This window comes from Paenibacillus pectinilyticus (assembly GCF_001700435.1).
Lineage (GTDB): Bacteria > Bacillota > Bacilli > Paenibacillales > NBRC-103111 > Paenibacillus_E > Paenibacillus_E pectinilyticus.
Map to the genome: position 1 here is coordinate 191,729 of NZ_LYPC01000012.1, position 18,251 is coordinate 209,979.

The following is an 18,251-nucleotide window of genomic DNA, read 5'->3' on the forward strand; positions in this document are numbered from 1 at the left end:
TTTTATTGGAACTGTGAAAATTGAACTAATGCGACTGATTCCACTTCTGTAGTTCGATTTGAATGTCAGTACGAAATGGAAACCGCAGGCTTAATAGCTGAAGTTCTTGTTTTGCTTCTGTTCGATGCCCTTGGGCATAGGCGATTTGGCAACGAAGGAATAAGGCGTGCACGTCTTGCGGGTTGGTCAAAAATGCTTTATCAATCTCGCTAGCAGCACGATTCAAATTCGAAGCCTGTTTCGTATTAAGATAGTCCTGTAATAAGAAATAGGCAATGCTAGTATGTTGTTCGACAGGAAAGAAAGTTAATGAAGCGCTGTGTTCAAGCAACTGTATAGCCTGCTGAATGGTTTTGGATTCGTGAGGTGCTTGCTCAGCTTGTCTGAATAAGGCCTCGGACATCCCTAGGCGGATAGAGAGAATGGATATTAGAAGCAAAACCACAGTTAAAGGGATTCGGAAGGTCCAAATTACAGGTTTCGCTACAGTAGGTGCTGTCTTATTCGAAGAAGCTGGGATCATGAGCCCTAGAAGCATCCAAAGACCAAAGAGAACCGGGTAGCTGAACGTAAAATCCACGGTACTATGAACTAGTAGGCAACCAAAACCTGTAAGGCAACTAGCGGTCCAGATTTTTGCAGCTCCTGTAGACTGCTTGTAGTTGGAAATTCCCTTCCAGATCATTAGTCCAACCATGAATAGGAATACCATCACACCAATCAGGCCAATATCAATCCACGTTTCCAGCCAATGATTATGTAGGTAAAGAACCGTGTAAGCAGCAGTTTGATACTGATATTGCAGGATGTTCCAAGCGCCTCCGCCATAACCGAGTAGGGGAGAGTTGATAATCATCTGCCAAGCGTCATGGTAATAGCCTAATCGAGTTGTCCACTCGGAGGCGTGCGTATTAATTTGGAGCAATCGATCTAGAGACATAGCATGATTAGTGTAAATAAACAGGGCAGCCAGCACGGTGAAAAATAAAATAGCAGCATTTACTATAGCGTTAGTTCGTATGCTTTTGATGAGGAAAGTAGAAATAAGGCGCCTATTCTCTTTGCCAAATGCGGCATATTGAATAGGGACGGTGATGACGAAGAGCACCAGGACTGTACGTGACTCCGTAAGCAGTATACCTACACCTAACAAGACGCAAAGCCAAATGTAGTGAAGCTTGTTTTCTATAGCAGCTAACATCAAGGACATCACGAATACCGTCAGTAGTAAGATTCCCCACGCATTTGCATAGTCCAAAGTCCCCTCGAAGCGCCCGTCCCGAAATTGGTTGAAAATAACTCCCCAAACAACTAGGCATGAGCATAAATAGACTAGTGCCCGTACCAGTGCCAATCTGTGTGCAAAAGTCAGCTGTAACCCTAGGACTGCTAGGGGCAAAAAAATAGCTACTCGAAAGGCTGCTGCAAGTGCCTCTTGTTGATTAATAGCATAGGTAGCAGCCACAAAGTAGTAACAGACAAAGGCAACTATGGCGTAGAGGGCAGGATGAAAGGTGATCTTTCCGCGGGTTAGAAATATTGCCGTTGCAGACATGTAGAGGCCGCCGATGACGACTAAATATTGATGCTTAAATAGTAGACCTTGCATGAAGAAGGACAGCGTGAAAAAAAGGATAAGCACGACTAGTGAAAAGATAGAAATCCAGTTTCGTGAAAAAGTAGGTACAGCTTGTTCTTGTATGTGTTTTACTTGACGCACAATAGGTATGTTCACTCCATTAAGAAATTTAGCGAAATTTGATGCTATGTTCCTACTTTTCATTATAATACATAGTCCTATAGTATTGTTGGATTTTCCATTTCCTCATATAATTAGTAGGTATTTATATGGGGTTGGTTTATAGACTGAGGGGGAACTATTATTTTGCAATCAAACAGAAGTATAACGAAGGGGCTCATGCAAAGAGTCTCAGCAGCCATTGCGCTGTTATTTGTACTAAACATCTTCATCCCGATCATCGCATCGGCAACTAGTTTGTTTAATTTACAGTACGATTCAGTGTCGGGTAAAGTTTACGGGTATATTTACTCGGACAAGCCATCGTTATCGGTAGGTTTAAATGATGAGACTTTTGGGATGCAAATTGCCTATAGTAACTTACAATATACCAATCGTGAAAATAATAATGATTATTACTATTATGATTTGAATGAAATTGAAAGTAATGAGAATAAAGGACTTAAGCCAGTAACAGCGGTTGTATACGAAGATTCTAACATGAGTGCGCCGGTATTCTCTTCGAGTAACGATGTGACAAATGATGTATATACGTACAATACTGGTGCAATTCCGATTCTTAGTGCACCTACAGATTTGCATGCGAGCATATACCATGGGTATTGGATAATTAATTATTCATTGTCTGATTACACTTTCCTAGGTGGTGTAAACGTATATCTCGATGGTAAACAAGTAGGCACTGTCCCTGGTAGGCAGAATCAGTATTCTATGCCATATACCTTTAACCAACCAACGGAACATATTCAAATGAAAACATTTAATCTCTTAGGGATTGAATCACCACTGAGTGAGACGCTTACTTTAGTATTCGATGCGGTGCCTGATGCCTATCACTATCAGGGGCGTGTGTACACGAACGGATATGCATCTGACAATACGAAGTTTGATATTAAGGATGCAAATGGACAAATTGTTGAAAGTTTTACATATCATGGACAAGAGATTAAAGGAGATACGTTACTTGGTAATGGTCATTATGAAATAAAACAAAACTCATCTGACATTGATTATGGTGGGAAACACTTAGCGTACTATTTCGACTTACCTAGTAATGACTATTCTATTTCTGTGACGAATTCTGCCAATAAGCAGTTCCAGGTGCAATCATACTCTACAAATTATGCAGGCTACACAGAGTATGAAGGTCTATACTCTTATGTATATCAATTGGATGTATACATGTATGGAACCTTTAAAGAAGCACCAGTTTTATTTACTGACAAGGAAGCAGGTCATTGGTTTGCTCCAAATGAAGAGCTTGTAGCATTTACGCCTTCGCAAAATACAGGAGGTCGTTTAGATATCCAATTTCCTTACGATATGTTTCCGTATCAAGGAGTGGGGTCGCATAATACAACTACTTTAGACACCGAAAACATGACAGGTTCAGACTTCCAAGTCACTAAAGTTTCGGATGGATCGAATATTAGTATAAAGTCAGTATTCGTTGGCCAACCAGATTTTCGCCCAAGTGGATTATCATTAGTTCTCGATAAAACGTTAGTCGCTGGAGAGAAATATGTGTTGAAAATGTCCTCTTCAAGCGGTGCTAATGAAATAAGATTACCGTTATGGCCAAGCGAAAAATTTAATATGGCTATTTCACTCTCGATAGCAAGTGATAAATACGATATCTTCGGAGGAAGATTAATAGATGACTACTTAGAAACTCAAACAGTCAACATTCTACCAACAGGAACTGTTACTGCTGTAGCAGCAGTAACAGCCAAAATCACAGCTCTGCCTGCGGTTACGAACCTAGTCAAAGAAGACGAAACAGCTGTAAACGCAGCCAAAGCGGCATTTGATCTTCTTACACCGGCTCAGAAAGCTTTAGTAACTACAGCAGATCAGACCAAATTATCAGATGCCCTAGCTAAGATCGCGGCATTGAAAACGCCTCCTCCGGGGCTGGGATTTGCATTCCCTATGAATAACTCACCTCAAGCATCAGAGGATGGGGCTACCATCAATACAAGCATGAACACCACGAAAGAAAAAGGCGCGGACGGTAAAGAGTTTTCCCGCGTGAAGCTAGACTCGGATGTGTTCACGAAGGCGCTTGATGTAATAAAAGGCAACGACAAGAACCATCAAGTAATTACCTTAGATGGAAAAGGCACGGAAGCAGGGGCGAAGCTTGATATTCCAGCGGCTTCTTTGATCGAAGCATGGAAGGCTAATTCCAATATTACGATCGCCATTCAATCAGACGCAGGAACCTATCAAGTACCAGTCAGCATTTTCAAAGACATTGCTAAGCAAGTAAACAAGGATCTTAAAGATGTGAATGTAACGATTTCCGTGACGAAGGCGTCGGAGAAATCATACGAAGCACTCCAACAAGCGAATCCAGGCATGAAAACGCTACTTGCCAATCCGATCGAATTTACGATTACAGCAGTATCGGGCAGTACGAAGGTAGAAATCAATGATTTTTCAGGCACGTACGTGGAGAGAACCATTGTTGTGCCATCTACTGTAGACGGTGACAAAACAACGGTCGTATCCTTCGACCCAGTCACGGGTAAAATGACATTCATTCCTGCAATTGTGTCACATGTAAAAGGCTCGACGGAGATCACGATTAAATCACCGCATAATAGCATGTACACATTAGTTGAGCTAAACAAGTCATTCAATGATATCAGCACGCACTGGGCAAAAGCAGACATCGAATTGCTGGCATCGAAATTCATTGTTCAGGGGATGAATGAAGCAAGCTTCGCGCCTGAGCAGCACGTAACTCGCGCACAATTTGCATCCATGCTTGTTTCTGCGCTAGCGGTCCCACAAGATGCGAAGTCATCCTCTTTTGTAGATGTGAAAAAGGACGATTGGTTTGCAGGCGCAGTAGGTACTGCTGCTAAACTCGGACTTGTTGAAGGTAACAGCGCCGGAGAATTCCTTCCGAATGCGGACATTACTAGAGAACAAATGGCCGTGATGATATCGCGTGCACTGAAGATTTCTGGTAAAGAAGCACAGTCAGTGCAACAAGATAAGCTTTCCAGTTTTACAGATAATGGAGCCATAAGCGATTGGGCGAAAACGGCCATTGCACAATCACTGGCAGCGGGTATTGTTAATGGTCTGTCAGAGCAAACTTTTGCGCCGCAGGAAAATGCAACAAGAGCACAAGCGACGGTCATGCTCAAACGGTTCTTGCAGTATGTAGATTTTATCAACTAAGGCTCACATACCATGATCCTCCTACTTGTGTAGGGGGATTTTTTTCGTACAGGCAGGAAGCGAAACCTTTTATTCCCAATTTCGTCTATATTTATGTGGGAGGTAAAAGCCGATGATGACGTTGTTTATGGTTTGTTTCTTTGTGGGCCTCATTCTTACGCTGCTCATTACTCTTTTCGGTGTGGATAGCTTTGAGCTGCATGGGGATGCGGGTGGTGCACAGGGTCATGGTCATGTCCATGGGGGGCCGTCAGTGTTCAACATGTCCTCGTTGCTCGCAGGGGTGACTGTGTTCGGCGGTATGGGCTATGTCCTGAACAAAGTAGGCATGACGAGTGCCTTGCTCGTTCTGCTCATTGCAATAGCCGCTGGTCTTGTGATGGGTTGGTTGTTTTTTCTTTTGTACGCGAAGGTGATTTATAAGCATGATGACAGTATGAAGGAGAGCGATTTCCAGCTGAGCGGTCAGTTGGGGAAGCTTACGGTGCCGATTATTGGAGAAGGTATTGGCGAAATGGTGTATGTACTCCAAGGTACGAAGCGCTCGATCAGTGTTCGATCAGAGAACGGTGAGTCCATCGCGAAAGGGACGAAGGTTGTTATTTTAAATATGAGTAAAGGTGTGGCTACGGTAATGGCATTTGGCGATTAAGGTTCGAGGTTCAACAAATAGCAGAAGATCGTGGGAGGTTGTGCAGATATGCTGACAGTGTTGTACATGGTAGTTGGTATTGTTATTGTCGTTTTTATTTTACTAGGGTCGATTGTAAAAGCTTATAAGAAAGTGCCGCCGAATGAGGCGATGATTGTTTTTGGTCTAGGAGGCAAAAGAGTCGTGCAAGGCGGCGGGACGTTCGTAATCCCCGGTTTTCAGAGCTATAAGACCATCTCCATGATGCTTATGAGTTTTGACGTGAAGCCCGAGCAGCCGATGTTCTCTCAGCAAGGGATTCGTCTTAAGATCGAGGCTGTCGCTCAGATCAAAATCCAAAGCGACCCGATCGCAATTGCGACGGCTTCCGAGCAGTTCCTTGACCATACGATGGCGGAGCGGGAAACGATGATTTTACATTCCGTAGAGGGGCATTTACGGGGATTAGTCGGGCAGTTGACCGTTGAATCCATTCTAAAGAACCCGGATGAGCTCAATAGTAAGATGAGGGAAACGTGTTCAGAGGATTTGGATAAAATGGGACTGAACCTCATCTCCTTCGTGCTCAAGCGAGTGGCGGATGATCAAGGCTACATCGAGAACCTCGGTGTACCTGAAGTGGAGCGCATTCGCAAAAGTGCGAGTATCGCGAGGGCTGAAGTCGAGCGGGATATCCTTATACGCCAGGCGGACACGGAGAAGGAGTCGGCCATCCGCAAAGCGGAAGCGCATCAATTAATGATTGAAGCGGAGAGCGCGGCATCGGCCAAAGAGGCGCAATACCGAAAGGAGCTCAGCATGAAGGAAGCTGAGTTCAAGCAGGAGACGACGAGTCGTCAGGCGGAAGCGGATCTGGCTTATGAATTGAAGCAAAAGCAAATTCAGCAGTTATTGGTGACGGAGCAAGTACGTATCCGTCAGATGGAAGCGGAGGCGAACAAAACCGTTCGCCAAATCGAGGTCGAGCTGAAGCAGAAGGAGCTCGAGGCTTCTGTTATTAAACCGGCCGAAGCAGAAAAGCTGACGGCGATTATGCGTGCCGAGGTGAGCAAGCAGCGGCAAATTCTTGAGGCCGAGGCGGACGCCGAGTCGACGAGAAAGCGCGGCGAAGCCACGGCGGAAGCGGAGCTCGCCAAAGGGAAGGCGAACGCCGAGGTCGTGCGCCTAGCAGGGCTTGCGGAAGCGGAGGCGTTGGAGAAGAAAGCCGAAGCCTACAAGCAGTACACGCAGGCGGCGGTGACGGTAGAGATTCTTCGCATCCTGCCGGAGCTGGCGGAGAAAATTGCTGCACCTTTGAGCAACGTGGATAAAATCACGGTGATCTCACAGGACGGTTCGACGTCTGGCGTGAACCGAATCACCGGCGATATCGCGAAAATGATCGCGCAGGTGCCGGAAATCACTCAGACGCTCACAGGCAAAAGCGTGACTGACTTGGCGCGCGCGTTCTTAGGCGCTGAGGCGGATCCTACTTTGAAAAGGGAGGAGTAGGGGATACTGTAAGGCACGGAAAGGGCCTTACAGGCGAAGCCTGCCGAGGAATCGGGCACTTCCCGCCGGCGTAACGCCTCAAAAGGGCGTTACAGCCCCGCTCTTCCGCGCGTCGGCAGCCGTAAGGCCCCAAAGGGGCGTTACAGGCGAAGCCGGCCGAGGAATCGGGCAGTTATCGCTGGCGTAAGGCCCCAAAAGGGCGTTACAGCCCCACTCTTCCGCGCATCGGCAGCCGTAAGGCCCCAAAGGGGCCCTAAGTGCGAAGCCTGCCAAGGAATCGGGCACTTCCCGCTGGCGTAACGCCTCAAAAGGGCGTTACAGCCCCACTCTTCCGCGCGTCGGCAGCCGTAAGGCCCAAAAAAGGCCTTACATCTCCAGCGAGCGCTATCACGACTGCACAAACAATACCCCGTGTGCACGCCAATCAAGGCCGCCCTCTCCAACCGAGAGCGTGGCCTATTTCTTTTGCCCAAAATGCTAGAATTCTCAGAGATATCAAGCGAAATTTGTCGGATTACGTTACAATAGAAGGGATGCGGGCCTACTTCGCAGCGAAGATAGTTTCATAGAGATGAGGCGTAGTATGCAGATATATCGAAAGTTTCTACGTGATCTTTTGCGAAATTATATCATGGGCTCCGGTATTGCGGTGCTCGTTGTTGGCGGGGTTATTATCTCGACGACTCTCTCGATCTCGAACACGGAGTTGTTCCGTTTGTTTTTTATTTTGGTGTCTTCGTTATGCGTCATGATGCTCGCGGAGTTCATGATGTTTCGCAGGCACATAAGGCCTATACGCGATATGCTGCGGGAGACCCAACCAGCTCTCGCAACGATCCGAGCAGCGTACTTACAGACGCACCGTTTCCCGGCATTATCGGTTATGCGAATTATGGGACCGCATTTTCTGGGGCTGTCGATCCCCGCTGTGGCGATGGCAAGCATCGGCATTGCTCGTGGATGGCTGAGCCTGCCTGCTTATTACATTGGCTTAGCTGGTGTTGGCGCTATTTTAATCGCGAGTATGCATGCGTTACTGGAGTTTTTTACGACGGTGCAAGCGATCCAGCCGATGCTGATCCATATCCGCGAGTTAGGGAAGCGAATGTACGGCGAAGACGTCTCTTTGGATGGTCGCGTGATTGTTTCGATTCAGCGGAAGTTTCAGCTTAGTGCCTTTTTAATCGGCACGATGCCGTTATTTCTTTTTAGCCTGGCAACGCAAATTCGGTTAAGTTCCAGTGAGGCCAGCTCCAGTCTTACCGTGGATTATTGGAAATGGGCAGCAATTATTCTTCTGCTAGGGGTGGGCTTTTCTTCCTTAGGTGCACGTATGTTGGCAAGGGATATTCAACAGCCGATCGAAGATTTACATAGGGTCATGAAAGAAGTGCAGTCCGGCGATCTCAAAGTAAGAGCTTCGGATTTATATTCAGATGAGTTTTCGCGATTAATCGCAGGTTTTAACCATATGGTGAAGGGCTTGGATGCCCGTGAAAAAATGAACAATCAGCTCCTCCAAAGCTACTACACGACTCTCGCTGCAGCGTTAGATGCTAGGGATGCGTACACGGCGGGACATTCCACACGCGTTGCTAAGTATTCCCTGATGATCGGACGTGCGGTGAACCTGAATGAACAAGAGCTCGATTGGTTGAACAAAACAGCACTGCTGCACGATATCGGCAAAATCGGGGTGCGTGATGCGGTTCTCTTAAAGGATGGTCGACTAACCGACGAGGAGTTCGAGCAAATCAAACGTCACCCTGATCTGGGGGAGTCGATTTTGAAGCAAATTGAGCCTGCAGAGGCGATGGCTCCTTTGCTGCCGGGCGTGCGCTCGCACCACGAGCGCTATGATGGTGCCGGGTATCCGGATGGCCTGAAGGGCCAGGATATCCCGCTCAATGGCCGTATTATCGCGGTGGCGGATGCGTTCGATGCGATGACGTCCGATCGGCCGTATCGGAAGGGAATGCCCGTCGAGAAGGCCATAGCCATTCTCGCAGAGGGGAAGGGGACCCAGTGGGATCCCCGATTTGTCCAAGGCTTTATCGATGCTTTCAAAATATAAGCACCTCCCGCTCATTGATAGATTCCTTCGAATTTGGGGAAAACTGGATGAAAGAGCGGGAGTTTTTGTGCTAAGTTTCTGGTATGGGAAATTTAATCCGTAGCTTAGAGCTACTTCGATAAGAGAGTTGAATTCAAATGAGTGCTACGAACGCCACACACCGTCTAGTCATGGACACGCAGTGTCCTTTTTGCAGTGTCCAATGTAAAATGCAGGTCATCCAAGAGCAGAATCCCACAGACGGTCGTTCCACCTTCTCGGTGATTCCAACGTATAATGCGGCTTCCGAGGGCCGCCTCTGCATCAAAGGTGTCTATGCGCACGAGCATGTGTTCATGGGAGACCGTCTGTTGCACCCCATGCAGAAAAAGGACGGTCACTTCGTCCCCATCTCTTGGGAAGCTGCCTACGAGCTCATGGCGAGTAAGTTTACAGCGCTTGGCGAGCAGTACGGTAAGCACGCTGTGGGCGTGTATGGTGGCGGATCTTTAACGAACGAATCGGCCTATCTGTTGGGCAAATTCGCGCGTGTCGCGCTGCAGACGAAATATATCGACTATAACGGCAGGTTCTGTATGTCGGCAGCTGCTTCTGCTGGGGTTAAGGTGCTGGGCATCGACCGTGGATTGACGAACCAAATCGCAGATATCGCGCTTGCCGACTGCATCGTGCTGGCAGGGACGAATATTGCGGAGTGTCAGCCGACGCTTATGCCTTTTTTCAAGAGGGCGAAAGCCAGAGGTGCCTTCATCATCGCCATCGATCCAAGAGAAACGGGGACAACGCGGATGGCTAATTTGCATCTCAAAGTGAAACCAGGCATGGATGCGACGTTGGTGAACGGGATGCTGAAAATTTTGCTGGATGAGGGGCTGGTCGATCAAACCTTTACTAGGGAGCGCACGCAAGGTTTTGCGGAGCTTGAGGCGCATCTTGCAGCGCTCGATTTAGCGGGAATTGCGGAGTTAACGGGCATATCTATCGAGCTGATCCGCCAAGCGGCAATGGCCTACGGTCAAGCGGCGACAGGGATGGTTTTCACAGCAAGAGGGGTCGAACAGCAGACGGATGGGCATATGACGGTTCGGAATTTTCTGAATCTGGTGCTGTTAACGGGTAAAATCGGCAAACCTGGCTGCGGCTACGGTGCCGTGACGGGGCAAGGGAATGGGCAGGGCGGCAGGGAACATGGACAAAAAGCCGATCAGCTTCCAGGCTACCGACTTATCGAAAATCCTGAGGATCGCGCCTATGTTGCGAGTGTTTGGGGCATCGATCCTGCCGAGCTGCCGGGCAAAGGTGTATCTGCCTACGAAATGATGGTGAAAGCTCATAAGCAGGAGATCCGTGGCCTTTTTGTGATGGCTTCGAATCCGCTGCTGTCGAATCCGAATGCGAATTTGGTGGAGGCAGCGCTAAGCAAGCTCGACTTCCTCGTTGTGGCGGATTTCCTGATGTCGGAGACAGCCCAGATGGCTGATTTGATTTTGCCTGCGACAGCGTTTCTTGAAAATGCAGGAACGCTCACGAATTTCGAGGGACGTGTCCTGTTGCGGGAGGCCGGGCGGCCTGCGCCGGGGGAAGCGAAGCCAGATTGGCAGATCCTTTGTGAATTGGCAGAGGAGCTGGGTAGAGGTAAATACTTCCGTTATGAGCGCGTAGAAGATATTTTTGATGAGCTTCGGTTGGCTAGCCGTGGCGGCGTGGCGGATTATTACGGCATTACGTATGACCGTCTGCGTGCGGAAGAAGGAGTTTATTGGCCTTGTCCAGAGCTAGGTCATCCTGGTGTGCACCGGTTGTTCGAGGCCTCGTTTCCACTCCCTGAGGGGAGGGCATTATTGACGACGGTGGCGAATCATTTGCCGAAGGAGCAGGTGGATGAGCAGTTCCCGCTGATTTTAACGACAGGCCGGGTGCTTTCGCATTATTTGACCGGTGAGCAGACTCGCAGGAGTCCCCACTTAGCTAAACGAGATGAGGAATCCTTCATGGAGATTCATCCCGAGACGGCAGGGAAATACAGTATCACCGACGATAGTGTTGTGAAAATAACGTCAAGACGCGGCACCATTCAGGTCCGCAGCAGGTTCAAATCCAGTATACGGACGGATACGATATTCGTTCCGATGCACTGGGGCGCCGATCAAAACGTCAATGTACTGACGCATGATGCATTGGATCCCTTTTGTCGGATGCCCGGATTTAAGGTTTGTGCGGTGAGCGTTAGCTCGACTATATAGGCAGTCCAACCAACCTCCGCTATAATAGTAGCAAAAGGAGCTGATCATATGGATGCTTTACGTTTCCCGATTGGATTATTTGAACATGTTGGTGATATCTCGGAATCGCAGCTTCAGCAGTGGATGGCCGACATTGCATCGACGCCAAGCAGACTGCGTGAAGCCGTAGCTGGGCTCACAGACGAGCAGCTAGACACACCGTATCGCCCAGGAGGCTGGACAGTGCGTCAGGTGGTGCATCACGTCGCAGACAGCCATATGAACAGCTACACACGGTTCAAACTAGCACTGACGGAAGAGTCCCCGACGATTCGGCCGTATTACGAGGATCGCTGGGCAGAGCTTAGCGACGGGAAGTCCGCGCCAGTGGAGTTGTCGCTCGCGCTGCTAGATGCGCTGCATAGCCGCTGGATGATCCTTCTGCATGACATGCAGCCAGAACAATTTGCGCATGCTTTTGTTCATCCTGAGTCGGGCAACACGATTCGACTGGATTGGAATGTTGGCAACTATGCTTGGCATGGCAATCATCATATTGCTCATATTACAAGATTGAGGGATCGCAAAGGCTGGTAGGGACTGAGGGACGATGCGGGATGTCGATTTAATACGCAATCGCTTCGTCTAACGGGCGCTTGATGACACAGTATGTCGATTTAATCGACATACTGCCTGATAGGCGGAGCTTGCGCGCGCTGTAAGTCGAATTTATGGACATACAGCTCAATGTGTGGAGCTTGCATGCACTGTAAGTCGAATTTACCGGCATGCAGTTCGATATATGGAGCTTGCGAGCGCTGTAAGTCGAGTTTATGGACATACAGCTTGATATGCGGAGCTTACGCGCGCTGTAAGTCGAATATATCGACATGCAGCTCGATAGACGGTTCTTGAGCACATTGTAAGTCGATGTTATATAGCTCGGCTAGTGATGAGTGAGCGCCAAAAGCCGGAGTCGCCCAGAAGATAGCCGGTTTCCCCGACTAAGTACCCGCCAAAAGCCGAAGTCACCCAGGAGATAGCCGGTTTTCCCGACTAAGTGAGCGCCAAAAGCCGGAGTCGCCCAGAAGATAGCCGCTTTCCCCGACTAAGTGCCCGCCAAAAGCCGAAGTCACCCCCGAGATAACCGGCATTTCCGACTAAATGAGCACCAAAAGCCGAAGTCGCCCAGAAGATATCCGGTTTTTCCGACTAAATGAGCACCAAAAGCCGGAGCCGCCACCAAGATAGTCGGTTTTCCCGACTAAGTGAGCACCAAATGCGGCAGTCACTCACGGGGCAGTCGGTTTTGCGACAAACACCCCACCGATAAACACCAAAAAAATGGAGCTAAGCACATTTGCTTAGCTCCATTTGCATTCAATTATTCATGGCATTATCGAACAGCTGTCCTAGCCCCTGCCAAGTCTTCCACGACGACAGGTCCAGATGCTGCCGGCAAATATCGGTCGACCTTGTCGATCCACTCCTGGACGTAGTGATCCGTCGCCCACTGTGCCATGACGAGTTGCTCGCCAGGCTGTAGCGCGAGCGTAAGCTGAGGCTCACTGCCTGGCGCCTGCCCGTACGAGTAGAATTTCAGCTTGCCCTCCTCGAAAATAACGAGCATGTCGTTCATCGGCGAGGTTAACGCGTCCGTAGCTAACGGCCATGAGGCCTTAATGTTGCCCCAGGAGCAGCAGAGGTCATCGTGGTTGCTGACTTTATCGGGCAGCTCACGTGGGAAATCACGCAGCACATAGCCATCATGTGCTGCGGAACCAGCGCGTGGCGTTTCTGCTACTTTGCCGACCCATCGGCCAGGCTCACGCTGGACCGTCCAGCTTTGACCAGATATTTCGCCAAATGAATTATCTGCAAGGTTGGATATATTCGCAAGATCACTCGTCACACTCGTGCCATAGACATCCATGATGGACACATGGTTCTTGTCCACCGGCTTTTTATAGAATTGCATAGTGCGCGCTTCTTTCAGTTGCATAAGTGTGCGCACCCAGATGCGATTCGCTTTATAAGGGGCATTCCCATCCCATGCCTCTTCCGATTCCGCTACGGAAATATATTGGTTGCCTGCAAACAACAGCGTTTCCGCACGGTTAAATTCTTTGTCTGGAGGATCAACGAATTTTTCCGGTTTGACAGGCTGATCAGCTAAGTGTGCTGAGAGATAATGGGACTCCCCTGTGTTCGTAGTATGGGTGAGGGAGTCAATTTTCCAGAAGTTTTGCTTATAGGGCATCAGGATACCTGTGCCTTCTGCGGTTTTCTGTAGCTGCCCACGAACAGGTGCAATGAGCATCGTGCGATAGGTACTGTAAGGCAGTGGCGACAGAACACGCCCAGATCCACTCGGAGCAGGCTCGTGCTCCGTCCGTAGACCAATTAGCAGCGCTGTGCTAATGGGCGTAGGGGGGACGGTAGAGACGGCCATCGCTTCCATCGGAGTGCCTTCTAGGGCAGCAGCCTCGCTTTGGGTGTGTAACGACTGCCAAGGGAAAACGAACACGCCGGTCAGGACGATTCCAATCCCTGCGAAGAGAAGAATGGGCCTGAGCTTGGACTTGGTCCGTTCCTTTTGTCGAATCGTATTTTCGATATCATGCTGAAGCTTGGAGGTGAATCCCTTCTGTTTAAGGGGGCCATCTTCCAAGTCCTTCTCGAAATCATCCGGCTCAGGAGTGTTCAAGCGCTTCACGCTCCTTCAGACTTAGCACTTTAAGTCTGGCGTGGTGAAGCCTGGATTTGACCGTACCTTCCGAGATGGCTAAGATCGCAGCCATTTCTTTGGTGGTCATCTGATAATGCGCATGAAGAATGAGAATTTCTCTATATTTAGGCGATAAAGAAAGAACCTTTTGCCAGATTTCACTCGCGTATAAATTTTCGACAGCTTCGGTTTCTGCTGAACTGGAGATTCCTCCTGATTGGACGAAGCCTACAAGCGTCACCTTACGCCAAAAAGCTTTGCGTAAATAATCATATGCCGTATTGCGTGTTATGGTCAGTAACCAAGTTTTTACCGCAGCTTCACCACGGAAAGTCGTTAGATTACGATATACTTTTAGGAAGGTATCTTGGGCAATGTCGTCGGCAGCATCCTTGTTGCGACAGATGCTGAAGGCGTAGTTCCACACATCGTTCCCGTAGGTTTCCATGATATTGCGTAGGATCACTTTCTGATCCGTTGTTTCTGCTATGTACTTCAAATAATCAAATACATGGACACCGGTCGTCTCCAATTCTCTCACCTCTCCTATATAGACGCTTTAAGTTGCGAAAAGTTCATGTGCTAAGAAAAATTTTTCGTCTCCACCAAGCACTGTTCTTACAGTATTCGTAAGCAATAGCTCTTTTCCGCCTCAACCCAGCGTATTCGTTGAGCTGTCTGTTCATGCCAAGGCGCTACCTGCGGTAATTCAAGCTGGTTAGGTCGTAAACGGCAGGAAATGCAGCGCTGTTCAGAGAAGTTTAGCGAGGAGGAACTGCAAACGCTATCACGATTTCCTATTCGTACATTCCAAACATATTCGGAACAAGCTTGACATAGCAACGCTTTAACGCGCAATATGAAGAAAGGACTAGATCCTTTGGAGAGGAAGAACACCATGAATTTCGTTGAGCATGTAGCGGATCATCTGCGATCCGGCCTTATAAGCAATTATCCGCAGCCGATTGCCCTGAACTTAGGCTTAGTGTACACCGTAAAGCTTGAGGACAAGAAGACGAATTTAATTTGGCTTCCTTTTGAATATACAGGATTAGCGTACATTGATATGGGTCTGCAGGTGAATGTGTACCCGTACTATCGCGGTACAATCATTGAGGAAATTGAACTTTCCCGAGGCACGGATCTCTATAAACCACAAACAGAAGAAGCTTTTATTAAGGTGTTGTATGTCAAAGGGTACGAGCTTCATCAACTACTGCAGGACGAAAAGTACAGTCATTTACAAGGGAGCGCACCCGATTTCCTAGCTAAAATGATGTACATTGTCGATTGGATGCGATATTACAATTCGGCCAAAACGGTCGTAAATAACAAAATGAACGGCTAATTCCATTCACATTCGAGATCACGGATCTTGCTTTCTACCTAGTAGAGAGCAGGGTCTTTTTGCCATTTTCTGTGGCTATAGTCCCAGTGAGGGTAGGGCTTTGCAGGCTGTGATGATTGGGCTTTTAAGCATGTTCTCAAAGGCTAGTAGAAGGCTTATCCTAGAGAATGGTGGAAGTGAGTGCCGAAAATTCGGGAAGAAGCGGAGAATATGACAATGATACGACTGAATAAATGGCTAGTCATCGCGACAATGAGTTGCCTATTCCTTATAGGCAGCCTGCAGAGTAAAAGTGAAGCAGCGGGGTTCACAGACATTCGCGGGCACTGGGCGGAGCAAACGATTAATCAAATGGTACAGCAAGGCTTGCTGGATGGATTCCCTGATGGGACCTTCCGTCCTGATGAGACCGTAACGGCAGACCAATTTGTGAAAATTGTGCTGTTGGCCTTCACGGATAAGTTCCCGAATGGGGAACGGAAGTGGAAGACAAGCTTCTTGCAAACGTTGAGTGCAAGTAACCAAAACATTTTGCAACAGGATTATCGGGATTTCACGTTTAAGCCTAACACGGTCGGTTACTGGGCGAAGCCGTATTTGGATCTCGCGAGTGATTTGCATTTTATAAGCAAAGGTCAGTTCGGGGATTACAAAGCTTCGCTGAAGCGGGAAGATGTTGCTGAGATTTTGTACTATTTATTGAAGGAAACCGAATATTTAGAGGATGAAACGTATAGCTTAGCGCTAGCATCGCAATTCGGCGATCTGCAGAGCGCAACGAGCAGACAGCAGAAGTTTATCGGTGAGTCGATGACCAAAGGTCTCATGGAAGGGTATCCGAACGGTTACTTCGGCGTGGGGAAATATGTGACGCGGGCTGAGGCCCTTGAAATTATTTCTCGTTTACAAACGAAATCCAAACGCATCGTCGTGAAAAATGATAAGGAAGCATTCGTCAAAGTGGTGCCTACGAAGGATGGCAGCTACAAGAAGCTGGTGTTCCCGGATCAGCGTATGCTGCAGGCGTATGAAGTGATGGAAGAGGCGGGTAAGCTGCGCGGAACCAATTATGATTTGGAAGAGACCACCTTGCGGTTGTTCCGAGATGCGGATGCCAAAGGGCAAGCCAAGAACGGTGCGACGGTTGAAGCACGTAACAGTAACGAGGCTTCGCTCTGGTTAGATCCACAGTTCGTAACCTATGGCGTCACGGTGCGGCTTGAAGATGGCGTGTTGGCTCGTAATACGGAAAGCATCCGTAAATTTACGGATTTCTTGTTCGGGTATGATGCAGACATTTTCTATCGGCAGTTCTCAGATGCATGTGCGCGTGCGGCAGCGAAGGGTGTGCTCGAGACGACGACGACGCAAATTGGCAGCTATTCCGTGGAAACACGTCTAGAGTCTGATGGGAAAACGATCATTTTCTCAATTATTCATTCTTAAAATAGTGAATTAGGCGCGTATTACGGGCAAAAGTAAAACATTCTCCGGCTCATCGTTATGGAAGAACGATTTCGAAATAAGGGCAATCGGCTTATATAGCCGGTTGCCTTTTTAGTTTTTGGCGAGAGGGCATTCTTTTGGTATGATGGAGATAGACAGAGGAAATGAGGATGATGACGATGTTTACTAAATCGAACTATAGCGGAACGAGAGAAGAACAATATACGTTGCTCATTGGGCAGCTTGAAGCATTAATACATGATGAACCGAACCGTGTGGCTAATTTGGCGAATGCGGCGGCATTGCTCGGACAGTTCTTGGAGAACATCAACTGGGCAGGTTTCTATGTGGTGGATCAGCAGCAGGATAAGAACGAGCTGGTGTTGGGGCCTTTTCAAGGATTGCCCGCTTGCGTGCGGATTCCTTTCGGTAAAGGCGTTTGCGGCACGTCCGCTGAGCGGAGAGAGACCGTGGTTGTTGCGGATGTCCACGCATTCCCGGGACATATCGCCTGCGATGCGGCTTCGCAATCGGAGATTGTGATCCCGATTGTCGCGGGTGGCGAGCTCATCGGTGTGCTAGACATCGACAGCCCGATCCTAGATCGATTCGATGCCGTCGATCAGCAGTTTTTGGAGCAGTTTGTGCAGAAGCTAGCCGCTGCTATGTAAGGTGGAAGCCCACTGCTTGGAGACCCAACGTGCAAAAGGGAATGTATGTGCATATGAGAGAAGCATCGAACTTTTACCAAAGATCCAAGCGTAGAGGGTTCTGCCAAGGCTTTGCGTGCAGCGAATAAATGGAAAACATCCAGTTATATATCGCCTTATCTCATGAAGAACAAGAATACCTGGATAACCTACAGCTAATTTTAGGCATTCTGCCTGACAATGAGAATAACGAGAGAATTAACTACCTATTTTCCATTTATTTGGGTATTTCGACGAAAATAGGGCAGATTAGCTGGACGTTCTCCATCTATTTGCAAATGCCTTGGGAAGCTTGCCACCACAGCTAAAAAAGAACCGCCAACTGCTAAGCAGCTGGCGGTTCTTTTTTCCTCATTATGAAGGGTAAGCGTCGGTGCTAATAATGGCGGATAGGAGCTTGCGCATCGACCGCGTTCCGACTTTATCCATAATTTTCTCGATGTGGACTTTCACTGTTTTCTCACTGATGAAGCAAACGTCAGCGATCTCTTTATTGCTATATCCACGTAAAGCGATAAGGGCAATAATCTGAGCTTCACGATTCGTAAGGACATGTTGGGAGGCAAAGTGTGTAATGACAGAAGGTAGCTGTGTAGGATAAAGAGTTTTCACAAGGTTCTCTTGTA

Annotated in this window: 14 protein-coding genes; 10 read left to right on the forward strand and 4 right to left on the reverse strand. The window is 48.2% G+C overall.

The window, feature by feature from the left end; all coding sequences use genetic code 11:
- Nucleotides 1–25: 25 nt before the first annotated feature.
- On the reverse strand, nucleotides 26–1,720 hold the full coding sequence (locus A8709_RS06820; protein WP_208607651.1) for an O-antigen ligase family protein: 1,695 nt from the start codon (nucleotides 1,718–1,720) through the stop codon (nucleotides 26–28).
- A gap of 165 nt (nucleotides 1,721–1,885) precedes the next feature.
- On the opposite strand from A8709_RS06820, the gene A8709_RS06825 reads away from it, so the two are divergent.
- The 6 genes from A8709_RS06825 (at nucleotide 1,886) to A8709_RS06855 (ending at nucleotide 11,990) form a co-directional block, all read left to right on the forward strand.
- The gene (locus tag A8709_RS06825; protein ID WP_065851436.1) at nucleotides 1,886–4,954 is read left to right on the forward strand and encodes an S-layer homology domain-containing protein; all 3,069 of its coding nucleotides are present in this window, start codon (nucleotides 1,886–1,888) and stop codon (nucleotides 4,952–4,954) included.
- A 112-nt stretch (nucleotides 4,955–5,066) separates the two neighbouring features.
- Nucleotides 5,067–5,606 carry an NfeD family membrane protein gene (locus A8709_RS06830; protein ID WP_065851437.1) on the forward strand — a complete coding sequence of 180 codons (540 nt, stop codon included), beginning with the start codon at nucleotides 5,067–5,069 and terminating at the stop codon, nucleotides 5,604–5,606.
- 48 nt (nucleotides 5,607–5,654) lie between these two features.
- Complete coding sequence (locus A8709_RS06835) at nucleotides 5,655–7,097, forward strand: flotillin family protein (protein WP_065851438.1); 1,443 nt, start codon at nucleotides 5,655–5,657, stop codon at nucleotides 7,095–7,097.
- A gap of 583 nt (nucleotides 7,098–7,680) precedes the next feature.
- Complete coding sequence (locus A8709_RS06845) at nucleotides 7,681–9,171, forward strand: HD domain-containing phosphohydrolase (protein WP_065851440.1); 1,491 nt, start codon at nucleotides 7,681–7,683, stop codon at nucleotides 9,169–9,171.
- Nucleotides 9,172–9,308: 137 nt separating this feature from the next.
- Nucleotides 9,309–11,414, forward strand: coding sequence for an assimilatory nitrate reductase catalytic subunit NasC (gene nasC, locus A8709_RS06850; RefSeq protein ID WP_244163118.1), 2,106 nt, complete (start codon nucleotides 9,309–9,311; stop codon nucleotides 11,412–11,414).
- Nucleotides 11,415–11,462: 48 nt separating this feature from the next.
- The gene (locus A8709_RS06855; RefSeq protein WP_065851441.1) at nucleotides 11,463–11,990 is read left to right on the forward strand and encodes a YfiT family bacillithiol transferase; all 528 of its coding nucleotides are present in this window, start codon (nucleotides 11,463–11,465) and stop codon (nucleotides 11,988–11,990) included.
- A gap of 799 nt (nucleotides 11,991–12,789) precedes the next feature.
- On the opposite strand, the gene A8709_RS06860 is transcribed toward A8709_RS06855, so the two are convergent.
- Nucleotides 12,790–14,100: a hypothetical protein gene (locus tag A8709_RS06860; RefSeq protein WP_065851442.1), complete on the reverse strand. Its 1,311-nt coding sequence runs from the start codon at nucleotides 14,098–14,100 to the stop codon at nucleotides 12,790–12,792.
- Nucleotides 14,087–14,653 (reverse strand): RNA polymerase sigma factor, encoded by a 567-nt coding sequence (locus tag A8709_RS06865; RefSeq protein ID WP_065851443.1) that lies wholly within the window; start codon nucleotides 14,651–14,653, stop codon nucleotides 14,087–14,089. Before A8709_RS06865 ends, A8709_RS06860 begins: the two co-directional genes overlap by 14 nt.
- 366 nt (nucleotides 14,654–15,019) lie before the next feature.
- Here A8709_RS06865 and A8709_RS06870 point away from each other — a divergent pair, with 366 nt between their 5' ends.
- The 4 genes from A8709_RS06870 to A8709_RS06885 all read left to right on the forward strand — a co-directional run bounded on the left by A8709_RS06870 (nucleotide 15,020) and on the right by A8709_RS06885 (nucleotide 17,933).
- The gene (locus A8709_RS06870) at nucleotides 15,020–15,469 is read left to right on the forward strand and encodes a hypothetical protein (RefSeq protein WP_244163119.1); all 450 of its coding nucleotides are present in this window, start codon (nucleotides 15,020–15,022) and stop codon (nucleotides 15,467–15,469) included.
- A gap of 180 nt (nucleotides 15,470–15,649) precedes the next feature.
- Nucleotides 15,650–16,915 carry an S-layer homology domain-containing protein gene (locus A8709_RS06875; RefSeq protein WP_065851444.1) on the forward strand — a complete coding sequence of 422 codons (1,266 nt, stop codon included), beginning with the start codon at nucleotides 15,650–15,652 and terminating at the stop codon, nucleotides 16,913–16,915.
- Between the two features lie 179 nt (nucleotides 16,916–17,094).
- Complete coding sequence (locus tag A8709_RS06880) at nucleotides 17,095–17,586, forward strand: GAF domain-containing protein (RefSeq protein ID WP_065851662.1); 492 nt, start codon at nucleotides 17,095–17,097, stop codon at nucleotides 17,584–17,586.
- 128 nt (nucleotides 17,587–17,714) lie between these two features.
- The gene (locus tag A8709_RS06885) at nucleotides 17,715–17,933 is read left to right on the forward strand and encodes a hypothetical protein (RefSeq protein ID WP_065851445.1); all 219 of its coding nucleotides are present in this window, start codon (nucleotides 17,715–17,717) and stop codon (nucleotides 17,931–17,933) included.
- Between the two features lie 46 nt (nucleotides 17,934–17,979).
- Here the strand turns inward: A8709_RS06885 and A8709_RS35405 are convergent, their stop codons facing one another.
- On the reverse strand, nucleotides 17,980–18,237 hold the full coding sequence (locus A8709_RS35405; protein WP_167357020.1) for a response regulator transcription factor: 258 nt from the start codon (nucleotides 18,235–18,237) through the stop codon (nucleotides 17,980–17,982).
- Between the last annotated feature and the right edge of the window lie 14 nt (nucleotides 18,238–18,251).